This window comes from Bythopirellula goksoeyrii (assembly GCF_008065115.1).
Taxonomy (GTDB): domain Bacteria; phylum Planctomycetota; class Planctomycetia; order Pirellulales; family Lacipirellulaceae; genus Bythopirellula; species Bythopirellula goksoeyrii.
The window spans coordinates 3,321,658-3,338,385 of sequence record NZ_CP042913.1 but is presented as its reverse complement, the minus strand read 5'-3'; the positions used below and the strand labels follow the sequence as shown (position 1 = coordinate 3,338,385).

General features: G+C 52.9%; 14 protein-coding genes and 1 pseudogene. All 15 read left to right on the top strand.

What is annotated here, in order from left to right; translation table 11 throughout:
• Window positions 1–48: 48 nt before the first annotated feature.
• The 15 genes and pseudogenes from Pr1d_RS13260 to Pr1d_RS13190 all read left to right on the top strand — a co-directional run bounded on the left by Pr1d_RS13260 (window position 49) and on the right by Pr1d_RS13190 (window position 16,721).
• Window positions 49–666 carry a MarC family protein gene (locus Pr1d_RS13260; protein WP_148073980.1) on the top strand — a complete coding sequence of 206 codons (618 nt, stop codon included), beginning with the start codon at window positions 49–51 and terminating at the stop codon, window positions 664–666.
• 39 nt (window positions 667–705) lie between these two features.
• Window positions 706–3,099: a glycoside hydrolase family 15 protein gene (locus tag Pr1d_RS13255; protein ID WP_148073979.1), complete on the top strand. Its 2,394-nt coding sequence runs from the start codon at window positions 706–708 to the stop codon at window positions 3,097–3,099.
• 280 nt (window positions 3,100–3,379) lie between these two features.
• Window positions 3,380–4,753: a Na(+)-translocating NADH-quinone reductase subunit A gene (locus Pr1d_RS13250; RefSeq protein ID WP_148073978.1), complete on the top strand. Its 1,374-nt coding sequence runs from the start codon at window positions 3,380–3,382 to the stop codon at window positions 4,751–4,753.
• Window positions 4,754–4,862: 109 nt separating this feature from the next.
• Window positions 4,863–6,083 (top strand): NADH:ubiquinone reductase (Na(+)-transporting) subunit B, encoded by a 1,221-nt coding sequence (locus tag Pr1d_RS13245; protein ID WP_210417701.1) that lies wholly within the window; start codon window positions 4,863–4,865, stop codon window positions 6,081–6,083.
• A complete protein-coding gene (locus tag Pr1d_RS13240) occupies window positions 6,073–6,882 on the top strand; it encodes a Na(+)-translocating NADH-quinone reductase subunit C (protein WP_148073977.1) in 810 nt (269 codons plus the stop codon). The genes Pr1d_RS13245 and Pr1d_RS13240 overlap by 11 nt, the downstream gene beginning before the upstream one ends.
• 5 nt (window positions 6,883–6,887) lie before the next feature.
• A complete protein-coding gene (locus tag Pr1d_RS13235; RefSeq protein WP_148073976.1) occupies window positions 6,888–7,517 on the top strand; it encodes an NADH:ubiquinone reductase (Na(+)-transporting) subunit D in 630 nt (209 codons plus the stop codon).
• Between the two features lie 4 nt (window positions 7,518–7,521).
• Complete coding sequence (gene nqrE, locus Pr1d_RS13230) at window positions 7,522–8,130, top strand: NADH:ubiquinone reductase (Na(+)-transporting) subunit E (protein WP_148073975.1); 609 nt, start codon at window positions 7,522–7,524, stop codon at window positions 8,128–8,130.
• Window positions 8,131–8,218: 88 nt separating this feature from the next.
• Entirely contained in the window at window positions 8,219–9,442 is a 1,224-nt protein-coding gene (gene nqrF / locus Pr1d_RS13225; protein WP_148073974.1) for an NADH:ubiquinone reductase (Na(+)-transporting) subunit F, read from the top strand.
• Window positions 9,423–10,532 (top strand): FAD:protein FMN transferase, encoded by a 1,110-nt coding sequence (locus Pr1d_RS13220; protein ID WP_238476493.1) that lies wholly within the window; start codon window positions 9,423–9,425, stop codon window positions 10,530–10,532. The genes nqrF and Pr1d_RS13220 overlap by 20 nt, the downstream gene beginning before the upstream one ends.
• A 73-nt stretch (window positions 10,533–10,605) precedes the next feature.
• Window positions 10,606–10,830, top strand: a complete 225-nt coding sequence (gene nqrM / locus Pr1d_RS13215; protein WP_148073973.1) for a (Na+)-NQR maturation NqrM — start codon at window positions 10,606–10,608, stop codon at window positions 10,828–10,830.
• Window positions 10,831–10,917: 87 nt separating this feature from the next.
• A complete protein-coding gene (locus tag Pr1d_RS13210; protein WP_148073972.1) occupies window positions 10,918–11,739 on the top strand; it encodes a GGDEF domain-containing protein in 822 nt (273 codons plus the stop codon).
• Between the two features lie 149 nt (window positions 11,740–11,888).
• Window positions 11,889–12,830 (top strand): SDR family oxidoreductase, encoded by a 942-nt coding sequence (locus Pr1d_RS13205; RefSeq protein ID WP_148073971.1) that lies wholly within the window; start codon window positions 11,889–11,891, stop codon window positions 12,828–12,830.
• A gap of 160 nt (window positions 12,831–12,990) precedes the next feature.
• Window positions 12,991–14,355: an alkaline phosphatase PhoX gene (locus Pr1d_RS13200; RefSeq protein WP_148073970.1), complete on the top strand. Its 1,365-nt coding sequence runs from the start codon at window positions 12,991–12,993 to the stop codon at window positions 14,353–14,355.
• Window positions 14,352–15,683, top strand: a complete 1,332-nt coding sequence (locus Pr1d_RS13195) for a sugar porter family MFS transporter (protein WP_148073969.1) — start codon at window positions 14,352–14,354, stop codon at window positions 15,681–15,683. The genes Pr1d_RS13200 and Pr1d_RS13195 overlap by 4 nt, the downstream gene beginning before the upstream one ends.
• Window positions 15,684–15,932: 249 nt before the next feature.
• Window positions 15,933–16,721 (top strand): annotated as a pseudogene (locus Pr1d_RS13190) (IS5 family transposase).
• Window positions 16,722–16,728 lie beyond the last annotated feature (7 nt).

Genomic DNA, 16,728 nt, shown 5'->3' with positions numbered 1-16,728 from the left:
CTACGGGTCTATTGCAATCTTGTCGTCAAATAGCCATGTTAGAACCCCATGGATCAACTTGTTGCCGATTTTCTGACGTTTTTTACCACCATCGATCCGATAGGGACGCTAACTCTGTTCGTCGGTCTGACGGCTAGTGTTGCTCCGGAAGATCGAAGGCGTATTGCAAAGCGAGCGATTGTCTATTCTGCCGCGATTCTGCTGGTGTTCATCGCGTTGGGGCAACTATTTCTGGGGTCAATCGGCATTCAACTCGCTGCTTTCCAGCTTGCGGGAGGAATCATCTTCTTTCTATTTGGGTTGCAGATGGTGTTTGGTTCTGGCGCTGCGGCGGAAAATCCCGCAAGAGATAGAGACCACGATGTTGCTGTGTATCCTCTTGCAGTGCCGTCGATTGCCAGTCCGGGAGCAATTCTCGCCTCGGTCGTGCTTACCGACAATCGCGAGTTTACGTTCGCCGAGCAGGTGACCACGAGTTGTCTGCTTCTAGCCGTACTCGGTATCACCTTAATCATGCTTCTGCAGGCGAACCGAATCTATGCCTACCTTGGCAAAGCTGGATCGAGTCTTGTGGTTCGTGTCATGGGAATGGTATTGGCTGGGTTAGCAGTGGAGATGATTCTCGAAGCGTTAGTTGAACTTAAGCCAATGTTTGACGGAGCGTAAGCAAACCAGGGAAGTGGCCATTTCAATAGTAGGTAAACCATGACCGAGCTACTCAGCAATCGCCCCGCATTCGGTCGCCCGGGTATTCAGCCACGCTGGACGCGCAGTGACAAGCAAGGTGTAGGTACCGCCTATTCGGCATCCAGCCTGATTTGGTGGACCGTGTCTGGCGGGATTCTCAACGAAGTCTATTATCCAACGATCGACGAGCCGCAAATTCGCGACTTGCAATACATGGTCACCGACGGGGAGACTTTCTGCCATGATGAGCGCCGGCATACCAAGAATTCCATCGAACGGATGTGCGACAATTCACTCGGTTATCGAATCGTCAATGAAGATGATGCAGGGCGCTACCGGATCGAAAAACAAATAATCTCTGCCCCGCATGCCGCGTGTGTGCTAATCCATACTCGGTTTTTTCCTTCACCCAAGTGGCGAGGCAAACTCCGACTCTATGCTCTGTTGGCTCCTCATCTGGGAGGTGGAGGTTGGAATAACACAGCCCAGGTCGCATCTGTGAATGACCAGCGCATCTTGGTGGCCAACTCTGAGCGGCGCTGGCTTGCCATGGGTTGTACTCGGGCATTCACAACTGCGTCGTGTGGCTACGTGGGCATCTCCGACGGCTGGCAGGATCTGTCGAGCAACAAAAAGCTCGATTGGCAATTCAACATCGCTGCCGACGGCAATGTGGCAATGATCGCTGAAATCTCCGTGGGCGATGGCGCGGAGTTTACACTCGGATTGGGATTTGGGGATCATCTGCATGGGGCGATTACCTCCTTGTGGCAATCACTCGCGATTCCTTTTGAAGACCAGCAGGCAAGGTTTAGCGACCAGTGGTCGCGTGCATGCCGCACGGTTCTCGATCTCGACGACGTCTCCCAGGACGGTGGTCGTCTCTATCGCACGAGCCATAGTCTGCTGCTTGCCCACGAAGACAAGAGTTATCCCGGAGCCATGATTGCCTCACTGAGCATCCCTTGGGGAGAAGCCAAAGGGGACGACGATCTCGGGGGATATCATCTCGTTTGGACCCGTGACATGGTCAATAGCGCCCTGGGGCTGCTTGCCTCGGGCAATACCGAGACACCATTTCGGGCTTTGGTCTACTTGGCCAGTTCACTGTGCCCCAATGGCGGTTTTCCTCAAAACTTTTGGATCGATGGCGAACCCTACTGGTCAGGCATTCAACTCGATGAGGTTGCGTTTCCGATCTTGCTTGCCTGGAAGCTACACGAGGCGGATTGCTTAAAGGACTTTGACCCATGGCCCATGGTTCGAGCTGCCGCGGGATATTTAATTCGCCAAGGTCCCGCGACCCCTCAGGAACGTTGGGAAGAAAACAGCGGCTATTCCCCCTCAACGCTTGCCTCAAACATTGCCGCGTTGGTGTGTGCGGCCCAGTTGGCAGACAGCCGGGGAGAGTCGGAGACTGCAAACTATCTGAGCGAGTACGCCGACTTTCTGGAAAGCCATATTGAGCAATGGACGGTCACGACGGAGGGAAAACTTGTTGAAGGAATTCCTCGGCACTTCATCCGAATTCGTCCTCTCGACTTGAGTGATGCGTCTCCGAATGAGGATCCCAATTGCGGGACACTCTTAGTCAAGAACCGTGCGCCTGGTTTGAAGGCAGCATTTCCAGCCAAGGAAATCGTGGACGCCGGTTTTCTTGAGTTCGTGCGCTATGGCATTCGACCGCCGAACGACCCTGTGATTGTAGATTCCTTAAAAGTAGTCGACTCGGTTCTCAAGGTCGAAACACCTTTTGGGCCCTGTTGGCGTCGCTACAACCGCGACGGCTACGGACAGCGCGCCGACGGCGGACCATTCGTCGGTTGGGGCCAGGGCCGCGCATGGCCACTATTAACCGGTGAACGGGCGCACTACGAATTGGCTGCCGGACGCGATGTGAAACCGCTTGTTCATGCCATCGAGTCCTTCGCCAGCAGCACAGGGCTCCTCCCCGAACAGGTCTGGGACACCGCCGACGATCCTGAGTTGCGGATGTTCTTTGGTCGACCGACTGGTGCCGCAATGCCACTGATGTGGGCTCATGCAGAATACATCAAGCTTCTGCGTTCGATCAAAGATGGGGCGATCTTTGATCGAATTCCCGCCGTGGCAGACCGCTATCTCAAACCCCGCAAACGTATCGACTGGGAAGTGTGGAAATTTAACCGTCAAATCGGCAAAATGAGTCGGGGCCGAACGCTTCGTATTCAAGCACAGGCCCCATTTCGCCTGCGCTACTCTTGTGACGGATGGAAGTCCCAAGGTGACCTGGATTCATCCGATGCAGGCGTTGGAGTCTATTTCTGCGACATCATGCCAGAGAACTATGGTATTGGCCCGGTTCAGTTCACTTTCCTGTGGCTCAGTGCACGGCGGTGGGAAGGTAGGGACTTTTCGATTGAGATCGCGTAAAGGTGTCTCGGGGAACCTGATAGTTGTTATCACGATTTATTCCGAGGGATCTGGCCTGATTTCTGGGATTCCCTCGGTATGACATTAAACGCTCCCCCGACGCTCAATTATGAAAAAAATCGCACCCGGAATGCACTCTATTCTTATGTCAGTCTTGCACAAAGCCTTTGCCAGTAGTAGGTTATTGACTCGCGAGTCTATTTGTGAAAAAATTCACAATCCCTGCCGAGCGGATTCGCACATGCATAAATCCTAGCTATTTAGGACATTTTTCACCACCATGACCAGCGTCCATCAGATCGCTCGAGGTTTGAACCTGCCTATTGTGGGAGAGCCTGCGCAGGCGATTTCCGAGAGTCCGGTGATTCGGCACGTTGCCCTAGTTGCCGCGGACTACGTGGGTATGAAGCCGACCATGCTCGTGTCGGAGGGAGACCGTGTACGACTTGGTCAACCAGTTTTTACCGACAAAAAGACCTCAGGAGTTCAATTCACGGCCCCCGCTTCCGGGAAAGTCGTGGGGGTCAACCGTGGTGCCAAGCGCAAGTTTCTTTCGCTGGTGATCGAGATCGAAGGTGACGACCAAGAGACCTTTACGGCACATCGAGACCAAAATCTCACCCAACTCGACCGCCAGCATGTATGCGAACAACTGGTCGCCTCGGGAATGTGGACGGCCTTGCGAACCAGGCCCTTTAGCAAGGTCCCTGAAATTGACTCGATTCCCAATGCTCTGTTCATTACGGCAATTGACACCAATCCCCTGGCACCCAACCCAAGTATCGTCATAGCCGAACGGCCGGCTGACTTTGTAGCGGGCCTGGAAGTGCTGAGCCAACTAAGCGATGGACCAACCTACGTCTGTCGCCGAGCCGGCGCTGACATCCCTGGCGAAGGAAAAACGCCAGTCGAGTTCCATGCCTTTGATGGCCCCCATCCGGCAGGCTTAGTCGGTACACACATTCACACGCTGATGCCGGTAGATCGCCAGAGGACAGTGTGGCACATCAGCTATCAGGACGTGATCGCGGTGGGACACTTATTCCTGACCGGCAAGCTGCTGACTGAGCGGGTTGTTTCACTGGCGGGTCCTGTGGTGAACAACCCACGCTTGGTGAAGACTCAACTCGGGGCTTCGCTAGCCGAACTCACAGAGGGTCAATACACGTCGCCTTCGGAATTTGGAGCGAGGATAATCTCGGGTTCGGTTTTCTCAGGCAGGCGCAGTGTGGATCCCACAGGATACCTGGGCCGCTTCCACAACCAGGTGACCGTGCTAGCCGAAGGGGGAGAACGCGATTTTCTTGGTTGGATGAAACCCGGTGCGGACAAGTTCTCCGTGCGACGAGTCTTCTCCTCGGCGTGGAGCAGCGTCGTTGGTGATTCGTCGCGATTTAAGTTCAATACCAGCACCGAAGGAAGCCCACGGGCAATCGTGCCGATCGGCATGTACGAGCAAGTGATGCCACTGGACATTGTTGCCACGCCACTCCTGAAATCACTGACCGTGGGCGATACCGAGTTTGCCCAACAGTTAGGAGTCTTAGAACTGGACGAAGAAGATTTGGCCTTGTGTACCTATGTGGACCCCGGCAAACACGAGTTTGGCCCCATGCTACGGGATGCACTGACAAGAATTGAAGTAGAGGGATAGACAATTTTTTCGGCGAGGCGGATGCGTCAGCTTCCGGACTTAGTTTATTTAGCTAAATAATGTTATTTGGGTTTTGACTCGCTAACAGATTTTATCCAAGGACTCTTTTGTGTTGCGGAAACTTTTAGATCGACTGCATCCTGCCTTCAGCAAGGGAAGTAAGCTGGAGAAGCTTTATCCCATGTATGAAGCGATCGATACGTTTCTCTACACGCCCAGCGATACCACCCAGGGGCCGTCCCACGTTCGAGATGGGATGAATCTTAAGCGGATGATGTCGCTGGTGGTGGTCGCATTGCTGCCTTGTTTTTTCATGGCGTTTGACAACACGGGGTATCAAGCCAACCTGGCGATCGAGAACGGTCAAGGCACTCCGACCGAAGGGTGGCGTGAAAGCGTGCTAACGGCCTTGGGTTTAGGCCACGATCCGGGAAGTTTCCTGGATAACTTCGTACTGGGCGGGCTCTATTTTATCCCCGTGTATTTTGTCACAGTCGCAGTGGGTGGTGCCTGGGAGGGCTTGTTTGCCAGTGTCCGCAAGCACGAAATCAACGAAGGTTTTCTTGTTACTAGCGCCCTGTTTCCACTAACGTTGCCGCCAACGATTCCCTTGTGGCAAGTCGCCCTGGGAATATCTTTTGGCGTGGTCATCGGGAAGGAAATCTATGGCGGCATTGGAAAGAACTTCCTCAACCCTGCACTCACAGGCCGCGCGTTCCTTTATTTCGCCTACCCCACGCAACTCACAGGGATGGCCATTTGGACCGCTGCCGATGGTTTCTCAGCGGCCACACCTTTAGGGGCGATGGCCACCGCCAAGGTTTCAGACACGATACCTGCTCTCACCGGCTACAGTTGGTGGGACTGCTTTATCGGCTACATTCAAGGTTCGATGGGTGAGACTTCTACCTTGGCGTGTATTCTGGGTGCCATCTTGCTGATCGCAGTCGGAATCGGCTCCTGGCGCGTGATGGCAGGTGTCGTAGCTGGAGCCTTTGTGACTTCTGGCTTGTTTTGGATTTTCAGTGGCAACGCGACCCAAAACGCTATGATAACGCTCAATCCCTTCTGGCATTTTGTGATCGGCGGCTTTGCCTTCGGTACGGTTTTCATGGCGACCGATCCGGTCTCAGCAGCGATGACCGACGTTGGCCGTTGGTGCTATGGCATCTTGATAGGTGTGCTCACCATTCTGATTCGAGTCATCAATCCCGCCTACCCGGAAGGAATCATGCTCGCTATTCTTTTCGGCAACACCTTCGCTCCGTTGATTGATTACTTCGTGGTTCAATCAAACATCAAGAGGAGGGCAGCTCGCTATGCGGCGTGATAGCGTTCCTTACACTCTGTTGGTTGCCACGGTCCTCTGCGTGGTCTGTTCCGTGCTGGTCGCCAGTGCTGCAGTTGGCCTGCGCAGTAGACAAGAGTTCAATAAGCAGCTCGATCAAAAAAAGAATGTTCTCTTAGCTGCGGAACTCTACAAAGAAGGTGAGAATACTCCCTCTGAGATCGACGACATCTTCGCAGAAAAGATTGAGGCGGTACTGGTCGATTTGGAAACGGGCGAACCGATTAATAGCGAGAGCGACGAGATCAATGTGGCAAATTACAACCAACGTGATGCGGTCCGTGATCCTGAAATGAGTGTTCTCGTAGAACCTCCCACTGCGTTGGGAGGAATCAAACGGAGGGCCAAGTACGCGTTCGCTTATGAGGTTAAGGACGACCAAGAGAAGCTCGACCAAGTAGTGTTACCCGTCGTTGGCAAAGGATTGTGGTCAACGCTGTATGGATTTATTTCCATCGATGCCGATGGCAACACCGTGAGAGGAATTACCTTTTACGAACACGGCGAAACCCCCGGCTTGGGTGGTGAAATCGAAAACCCCCTCTGGACTGATATCTGGTCCGGCAAACACCTCTATTCCGATGGCGACGAGGAGCATGTCGAATTGCATGTCGTCAAGGGAAGTGTTCCCGCTGATGATCCGGATGCTGAGTACAAAGTAGACGGACTTTCCGGCGCTACGCTAACAAGTAACGGGGTTACGGAGTTGGTACAATACTGGCTAGGGCCTGAAGGCTTTGGCCCATTCTTGGACAATCTAACCGCACAGACAGGAGAATAAGACTCGTGGCTGACGCAAAATACAAAGAAGCGATCCTGAGTTCTCTGGTTGATAAGAATCAGATCACGGTGGGAGTCCTGGGGATTTGCTCTGCACTGGCGGTGACAAGTAAATTACAAACGGCGGCCGTGATGGCCTTGGCAGTCGTCCTGGTGACGGGATGCTCTAACGCAGCAGTCAGTTTGATTCGCAAGTACATCCCCAGCAGCATCCGTATCATCGTGCAAATGACGATCATCGCTTCGTTGGTGATTATCGTCGACCAATTCTTGAAGGCGTATTTTTACGACATCAGCAAACAGCTTTCCGTTTTTGTTGGACTGATCATCACCAACTGCATCGTCATGGGCCGTGCCGAGGCGTTTGCGATGAAGAGCCCTCCCCTGCTGAGTGCTGCCGATGGAATTGGGGCTGGCTTGGGATACAGCTTGGTATTATTGATCGTCGGTTTCTGTCGCGAATTGATTGGGGCTGGCAAACTTTGGGGCTACCCGGTGTTTCCCGCGGTCAACGACGGCGGCTGGTATGTCCCCAACGGCTTGCTGCTGCTCCCACCCAGTGCTTTTTTCCTCATTGGCTTGCTAATCTGGGCGCAACGGACCTGGAAACCGGAACAAGTGGAACACGGAGCCTAACGCCATGGAACATTATCTCTCAATTCTCTTGAAGTCGGTGTTCGTCGAGAACATGGCCCTCGCGTTTTTTCTGGGCATGTGTACCTTCATCGCTGTGTCTAAATCCGTGAAGACTGCGCTTGGCTTGGGAGTCGCGGTCATCGTGATCCTCACCATCACCGTGCCGGCTAACAATCTGCTCCTGAATTATCTGCTTAAGCCGGGTGCATTGAGTTGGATTAGCACCGAGTGGAGCGATATGGACCTCACATTCCTCTCGCTGATCACCTATATCGGCACGATCGCGGCAATGGTGCAGATCCTGGAGATGACACTGGATCGCTACTTCCCTCCCCTCTACAACGCTCTCGGAATCTTTCTGCCTCTGATCACCGTGAACTGTGCAATTCTCGCCGGGTCGTTGTTCATGCAGGAGCGAGACTACAATTTCCCTGAAAGCTGCGTATTCGGATTTGGCGCTGGACTGGGCTGGGCACTGGCCATCGCAGCCTTGGCCGGCATTCGCGAAAAGATGAAATACAGCGACGTCCCCGACGGGCTAAAAGGCCTAGGCATTACTTTCATGACGGCAGGCTTAATGGCCCTGGCATTTATGTCGTTCGGTGGAATGTGATATTGGTCAGTAGTCAGTGGTCAATTGCAAAATGCCATAACTTGGACCTCTCACAACGGACTACTGACAACGGACAAAGGACAACCCCATGTTTGAAGTCTTAATAGGCATGTTGATGTTTACCGTGGTCGTATTGGCCTTGGTGCTGATGATTCTTGCAGCAAAAGCCAAGCTGGTTGCCACGGGGAATGTGAACATCCGCATCAACGAGCAGAAGGAAGTGCAGGTTCCCGCAGGAGGTAAACTCTTGGGGGCGCTAGCGGATGCAGGGGTGTTTGTCTCGTCTGCGTGTGGTGGAGGTGGTACTTGCGCCCAATGCAAAGTGCACATTCACTCCGGTGGGGGAGAGATTCTACCGACCGAGAAGGCCCATATCAGCAAGCTCGAAGCCCGAGAAGGGATGCGACTCTCTTGTCAGGTCGCAGTCAAGCAAGACATGGATGTCGAAGTCCCGCCCGAAGCCTTCGACACGAAGAAGTGGCGTTGCAAGGTGCGATCGAATCGAAACGTGGCCACGTTCATCAAGGAGTTTTTGCTCGAATTGCCTGAGGGCGAAGAAGTCGATTTCAAGGCGGGTGGGTACATCCAGATCGAATGTCCTCCTCATGAGGTGGCCTACAAGGATTTCGACATCGAAGAAAAATTCCGCGGCGATTGGGACAAGTACAACGTTTGGCGGTACGTGTCGAAGGTAGACGAGACAGTGACACGCGCCTACTCGATGGCCAACTATCCCGGCGAGAAGGGGATCATCATGCTCAACGTCCGTGTTGCGAGTCCTCCGCCGCGTGCCCCAGACGGCACGCCCCCTGGAAAAATGTCGTCCTATATTTTCAGCCGTAAGCCTGGTGACGAAGTCACAATCTCTGGTCCCTATGGTGAGTTTTTTATCAAGGACACGGACGCCGAGATGGTCTACATCGGTGGTGGTGCTGGTATGGCACCCTTGCGGAGTCATATCTTCGAACTTTTCAAACGCCGCAAGACCAACCGTAAGGTCTCCTACTGGTACGGTGGCCGTAGTTTGCGCGAACTTTTCTATGTCGATCACTTCCGCGACATTGAAAAGGAGTTTCCTAACTTCAAATTCAATATCGCCCTCTCTGAACCGCAACCCGAAGACAATTGGGACGGCTACACAGGCTTCATCCATCAGGTGCTGTTAGAAAACTATCTGAAGGACCATCCCGCGCCGGAGGATATCGAGTACTACATCTGCGGCCCTCCAATGATGAACGCGGCCGTATTTAAGATGCTCGACGATCTGGGTGTCGAGAAAGAAAACATCGCGTATGACGACTTCGGGGGATAGATTCTATGTACATGAACAAGACAAAGGGTGCTTATACATTGTCTTGTTTCTACTTATTGTTCCTCCTATCGCCGCGATGTGGAAGGTAGGCTCTGGTGCGAAGCTTGAGTCATTTTCTGGACCAACGATGGGAACTCGCTATTCAGTTAGCATTGTGTTCCCAGATCTGGAAGTTAAGGCAGACAAACTTCAAAAGGCCGTCGATGATCTACTCACTGAGATTAATCGGCAGATGTCCACCTACGATCCTGATTCGGAACTCTCTCGGTTCAATCAATACGAGGGAGTTGATTGGTTCGATGTCTCCCCCGAAACTGCCAAGGTTGTACGCTACGCTCTGCAGGTAGCAGAGGATTCTGGTGGTGCATTCGATCCGACAGTTGGCCCGGCAGTGAATCTCTGGGGCTTCGGACCCGATGGACGGCGCAGAAAGCCGCCGAATGACGAAGCAATCGAAGCGGCCCTTGCTCGTATCGGCTACCACCATGTCGAGGCACGCCTGGATCCCCCTGCCCTTCGCAAGAGCAACCCCAATGTCTATCTCGATCTATCGGCAGTGGCCAAGGGGTACGCCGTCGATGCCGTGACGGAGTTGCTCGCCGAGCAGGGCATCGAATCCTCGATGGTGGAAATCGGAGGGGAAGTTCGTACCCAGGGAGAAAAACCGGGAGACATCCCCTGGAAGATTGGCATCGAACAGCCCGATGAATCTGGCCGTGCAATTCGCGAGGTGTTGGAATTGGAAGATGCAGCACTGGCTACGTCGGGAGATTACCGCAACTACTTCGAGCAGGACGGTGTCCGCTATTCCCACACGATTGACCCAACGACTGGCCGTCCCGTTCAGCACCAGGTAGCCACAGTTTCGGTCGTTGCCGACACCTGTATGGAGGCCGATGCGCTGGCAACCGCCTTATTGGTCATGGGAGAGGAAAAGGGATATGATTGGTGTGTGGAGCATGATGTAGCCGCCATGTTTCTAATACGCAAAGCAAATGACCAGATCGGACAGCAAGCCACTTCTGCTTTCGTAGAACGAGTAGGGTTAAACGCAAAGGCCGCAGAGGTGCAGAGTAATACGGGGAAATGAACTTCTCATATTCTCTGCGCCTCTGTGCACTCTGCGTTTCAAATTTTCTGTATGCAAATTAAAAGGTAGAGAAGTGACAGGCACAACCATTTTGGTAACGATCCTCGTGTTTGCTATCGCCCTGGCTGGGATGGCCATAGGCGTGATCGTCTCCAATCGCCGCATCAAGGGAAGTTGTGGCGGATTGGCCAACATGCGCGACTCCCAGGGGAACACCATGTGCGAAGCATGTACGCATCCCTCTCCAGAATGCCAGGGCGAACCACTTGAAGAGTCCCATGTCTCAGCAGGGAATTAGTCTCTCTTCACAACACAAACTCGTCATATAAAAGGCTGTTACAATATAAGGTCTTCACTCAGATGCACTAAGCTAAGAGAATCGAGTATGGAACCTTGCAGCTTTCTACCGAGCAACACTACCCTGTCTTTGGGAGCTTGTGTACTCAATATTCCCGAAAACTGTGTCCTGGCAATGAATGATCAGCTGAGACTATGGATGGGAGAGCAATGCGATTCAACTTCGCTTGGTCAGATTAGTGATTTGTTTCCCGATCTGGATTTCACGGAGATCACTTCATCTATCGTTGCACCTCAGAGCTTTACTAGGAAAAGTATTCTGCAAAGATGTGGTGAACCACCTATCCCGGCTACGATCCTTCTCAGCCCGCTAGCTAGCGGCCAGCAGACGTGGCATCTGCTGCTGGTGCAACCATGCGAGCAGTCCAGCCAAGTTGCTAGCTATACCGATGTGGTGACCGGACTGCCTGATCGCAGGGCGTTGGAGGATTGGCGCCAGCAGTGGCGAGTCAAGAACCCTGGAGCCCCGTGTCCCCATGCATTGTTGTTTCTGGACTTAGACGATTTCAAGCAGATCAACGACAAGCATGGCCATGCCTGCGGAGACCGCATCCTGGCGATTCTGGCCAAACGTTGGCAGAATTCCCTTCGCAGTGAGGATCTCGTGGTTCGCTATGGCGGAGATGAGTTTGTCATTCTCCTGCCTGGACTTCGAACTGCCGAAGAAGCGGTGCCCGTGATCCAGCGGCTAAAGGCTCGCACAGCAGCTCCACTAGAGGTTGAACAAAATTCGTTCTCGGTATCGGTAAGCATAGGCCTGGCACTGGCCGCTGATATTGAAGTTGCCTTGGAAGATCTGCTCGCAACCGCTGATCACGACATGTATGTTCAAAAGCAGGCGGATAACTGACCGAGTTCTTAAGTGAAATGGCAGCTTTTGTGAGGCTGCCTCTCGGGCCTGGATCGCGAAGAGTTCTTCCTGCGATTGCCTCATTGCGGAATAAAAGTTAGCTTCTAGTTCTGAGAAGGAATTCCTAGAAAGATGACGGAGATTCTGAATTGAAGGTATTAGTAACTGGCGGAGCGGGTTTCATCGGATCGCATATCGCCACGGCACTCGTTGAACGAGGTGACGAAGTTCGCATTCTCGACAATCTATGTGCGGGAAAACGTGAAAACCTGGCACACTTAGAAGGCAACATTGATTTTATTGAAGGCGATGTTGCTGATTCCCAGGCAGCAGCGACTGCAGTCGAGGGTATCGAGTTAGTTTTCCATCAAGCGGCTCTTGCCTCGGTTCCGCGAAGCGTAGCCGCTCCGCTGGATACCAATGCGGCCTGTGTGACAGGGACCTTGACGCTTCTCGATGCGGCACGCAAGAGTGGCGTTCGACGCGTGGTGTATGCGGGGTCGAGCAGCGCCTACGGAAACACACCTCAACCAGCCAAGAGTGAGCAGGATCTACCAGCGCCCTTGTCTCCGTACGCAGCAGCCAAGCTGGCAGCGGAGTATTATTGCCAAGCATTTACCGAGACATACGGATTGGAAACGGTTACGATCCGCTACTTCAACGTGTTCGGCCCGCGACAGGATCCGACGAGCGAGTATTCGGCAGTGATCCCTATCTTTGTCTCTCTGATGCTTCAAGGAAAACGGCCCACGATGTACGGCGATGGCCTTCAATCCCGAGACTTCACTTTCGTCGAGGATATCGTACGAGGTAATTTGCTTGCGGCTGAATCTCCTGAGGCCGTGGGGAAATCAATTAACGTGGCAACCGGCAAACAATTCACGCTGCTGGATTTGGTGGCCTCAATCAATCGCGTTCTGGGCACAACGATTGAAGCCGTGTTTGCTGATCCGCGACCCGGGGATGTCCGCGAGAGTCTCGCCGATATTTCTCTAGCCCAGGAATTGCTGGGGTACAAACCGCAGATCTCCTTCGACGAGGGGCTGGAGCGCTCGATTGACTACTATCGCAGCCTCTTCGCGAATAATTAACCTACCAAAGTAGCAGGCTCATTTCGTGTGCCGTCAGGAAATATGCTACGTCACGCGGAGTTTACCTGTTATTATTGAGTGACTTGAATTCTCAAGTCCCTTGACGTAACGTATTGACTGATAAAAAGTCGTCTCCAGCTGCCGATTCAAAGGGTTTCCTATGGGTTCATCGCGTCGCTCGTTCTTGGTCCAATCCTCAGCTTTTGCCGCTGGCTTTTTTGCCTTGCGTCAAACGTTCCAAGAAACCGTCTGGGGGAAAGAGCCGTCCGCTTTTTCCCCCTATGGTCCTTTGGTAAACGATCCCAACGGAATCCTTGATCTGCCAGCAGGTTTCAAGTATCGAGTGATTTCCACCAGTGGTCAGCCGATGAGTGATGGATTTATCACTCCAGGAAAACCCGATGGCATGGCCACCTTCGAGGGACCTGATGGTTTGACCATTATTGTCCGCAATCATGAGTTGATGCCTTATGAGGGACCAGGCGCATTTGGTAAACTAAACGAACTCTTCGAAAAGGTAGATGCTGAGCGTCTCTACGATCGAGGTGGTGATAAGATGCCGCACCGGGGCGGTACAACGACTCTCGTTTATGACACCCAGAAGCAGAATGTGGTCCGCGAGTTTCTCTCCTTAGCTGGTACGACGCGCAATTGTGCGGGGGGACCGACACCTTGGAACAGCTGGATCACTTGCGAAGAAACAGTGATCCGCCCCGGTGAGAAAACCGATGGCGAGAGCCTGATCGAGAAGGATCATGGCTACTGTTTTGAGGTACCCGCTACTGCCGAAGCTTCACTCGCTCCTGCTGTCCCTTTGGTTGATATGGGACGATTCAATCATGAGGCGATCGCGGTCGATCCGGAAACAGGAATTGTCTATCTGACCGAAGACCGAGAGGATGGCCTCCTGTACCGATTCTTGCCCAAGACTCCCGGCAAGTTGGTCGACGGAGGCCAGTTGCAAGCCCTACGCTTCAGAGAGGTCTCTTCGATCGATACTCGCAACTGGGATCAGCAGATTGTGGAAATTGGCAAACAGAATTCCGTCGACTGGATCGATATGACTGACGTCACTGCACCTGAAGATGATCTACGCTACCGGGGTTTTGCTAATGGCGCAGCCCGCTTCGCACGGGGGGAAGGGATGTGGTACAGCGAGGGACAGATCTTCTTTGCATGTACCAGCGGTGGCGAAAATAAGACGGGCCAAATCTGGCGTCTGATTCCCGGCGAAGAAGGCGATTCGCTCGAATTGTTCATCGAGCCCAACGATTCGGCGCTGCTAGAAGCAGCTGACAACCTAACCGTCGCGCCGTGGGGAGATCTAATCGTATGTGAGGACCACCCCGGGATGGAAATTCGCATTGTTGGCATTACGCCCGAGGGCAAGCCCTACCTGTTTGCCAGCAATCATTTGCAGACGGAATTTGCAGGAAGCACTTTCTCACCCGATGGGAGTACCTTGTTTGTCAATTTACAGCATAGTGGAATGACCATGGCCATCACGGGACCATGGTTGTCATGAAGCCGTCAAGAACTCTTCTCTCCAGTTCAATCATCGCTGCCCTGGGAGGACTGTTATTCGGATTCGATACGGTAGTGATTTCTGGCGCTGAGCAGTCCATCCAGAAACTCTGGCAACTGAGCAACACACAGCATGGTTTGGCCATCAGCGCTGCACTTTGGGGAACTGTGCTGGGATCGCTCGTCGGCTATTGGCCCGCGGATCGCTATGGCCGCAAGCAGACGTTAATCTGGATTGGCATTTTGTTTCTAGTCTCGGCCATCTGGTCTGGCTTGGCGAAAAACGTGACGGCCTTCATGATCGCCCGCTTCATTGGGGGTTTAGGCATTGGCATCTCAACCGTGGCCTCCCCGTTGTACATTTCGGAAATCTCACCGGCACATCTTCGTGGACGTTTGGCGGGGATGTTTCAATTCAATATCGTGTTCGGTATCTTGCTGGCGTTCTTGTCGAATTTCCTTCTCAAGGGAATCGGTGAACATGCCTGGCGTTGGATGTTAGCAGTGGAGGCGATTCCCGCCCTGTTCTATACGCTGGCTTGCCTGACAATCCCTGAGAGTCCCCGGTGGTTAATTGGCGTCCGAGGCAACACCGAAGAAGCACTGAAAGTCTTGCAGCAGGTGAATGCGGACTATTCAGAAGCGAAAGTGGCTGCGATAGCGGAAGAGATTTCCCAAGCGGCACGTGAGGACACCGTTGCGAGTGGGTTCTGGACGATGCGGCATCGCGTCCCCATTCTCCTGGCGTTCTTAATTGCGTTTTTCAATCAGCTCTCTGGCATCAACGCAATACTGTATTTCGCACCACGCATTTTTGAGTTGACTGGATTGGGAGCACAGGCAGCACTGCTCCAATCGGTAGGCATTGGGATCACAAATCTTATTTTCACGTTCGTCGGACTGTACCTCATTGACCGACTGGGAAGGAAAACCCTACTCATCATCGGTTCACTGGGATATATCGCGTCACTCGGATTGTGCTCCTGGGCATTTTACTCGGAGACGTTTTCGATTGTGCCGGCCTGCATCTTCGCATTTATCGCTGCGCACGCCGTGGGACAAGGAGCGGTAATCTGGGTGTTCATTTCCGAGATCTTCCCCAATCAGTATCGAGCTACCGGCCAATCTCTGGGAAGTTTCACTCACTGGATCTTTGCCGCCCTGTTGACCTTATTTTTCCCACGGATGGTAACTGCCTTCCCGGCAGGGACCGTGTTTGCCTTCTTCTGCGGCATGATGATCCTGCAACTAATCTGGGTTCTGACAATGGTCCCCGAAACCAAGGGAGTTCCGCTGGAGCAAATGCAGGAGCGCCTAGGCATAGAGTGAGCTGACGAGGCATCACATGAAGTTGGAACTCAAGATAATCCCTAAGTCATCCGTCATTTTTGGCGTTCCTCCTGAAACGTTTGATGTGCAATATTTGCTACAATTCAAGCGGCCATCTATATTAGGGAATAGCTATACTTAAGTGGTGAAGGCTCCACATTTTTTAGAGCGTGTTTTGAAATTGCCAAGTTAGCGAAAATCAGCTACGGCTCCCTCTTTTGGTAGCAGCCATTGGGAAGGAGCCGCAGCATGAAACGTAGGACGCAGTATTCCAGTGATTTGACCGATCGGCAATGGCAATTGATTCGTCAGTTGCTTCCACAACGTTCGCGACTGGGGCGTCGGCCAATCGATCGACGAAAAATCATTAATGCTATTTTGTATGTTGTGCGAACCGGTTGCCAGTGGCGGATGCTGCCGAAGAACTTGCCGAATTGGAGTACGGTTTACGGAATCTTCTGGAATTGGAGAAACGACGGCGTATGGCAACGGATTCACGATAGGTTGCGAGAAAAAGTGCGTAAGGCAGCCGGTAAGAAATCCACTCCCACGGCGGCCATTGTCGATAGTCAGTCAATCCGCACCGCCGAGGGGGGAGAAGAGAGAGGCTATGATGCAGGCAAGAAAATTACTGGTCGCAAACGACACATCGCCGTTGACACTTTGGGAATGTTGTTGGCAGTGGTGGTACATAGTGCCGAATGCCAGGACTAATATGGTGCCGAATGGGTCATGGATCAACTGGGAGAACATTTCCGTCGGCTAAAAGTTGTCTTCGGCGATTCGGCCTACGGTCGCTCGGGATTGCCGGATTGGGTGAAGGGAACTTTTGGTTGGGTCCTTCAAACGGTCCTGCGACCGGCAAATGTGAAAGGATTCGTCATTTTGCCCAAGCGGTGGATTGTCGAACGCACATTCGCATGGCTGGCAAGACACCGACGCCACAGCAAAGACTACGAAAAAACCACTGCTTCCAGTGAGCCGATCACCTACATCGCCATGATTAGCCTCATGTCAAAGCGGCTAGCGAATAGCTAAAAATGAA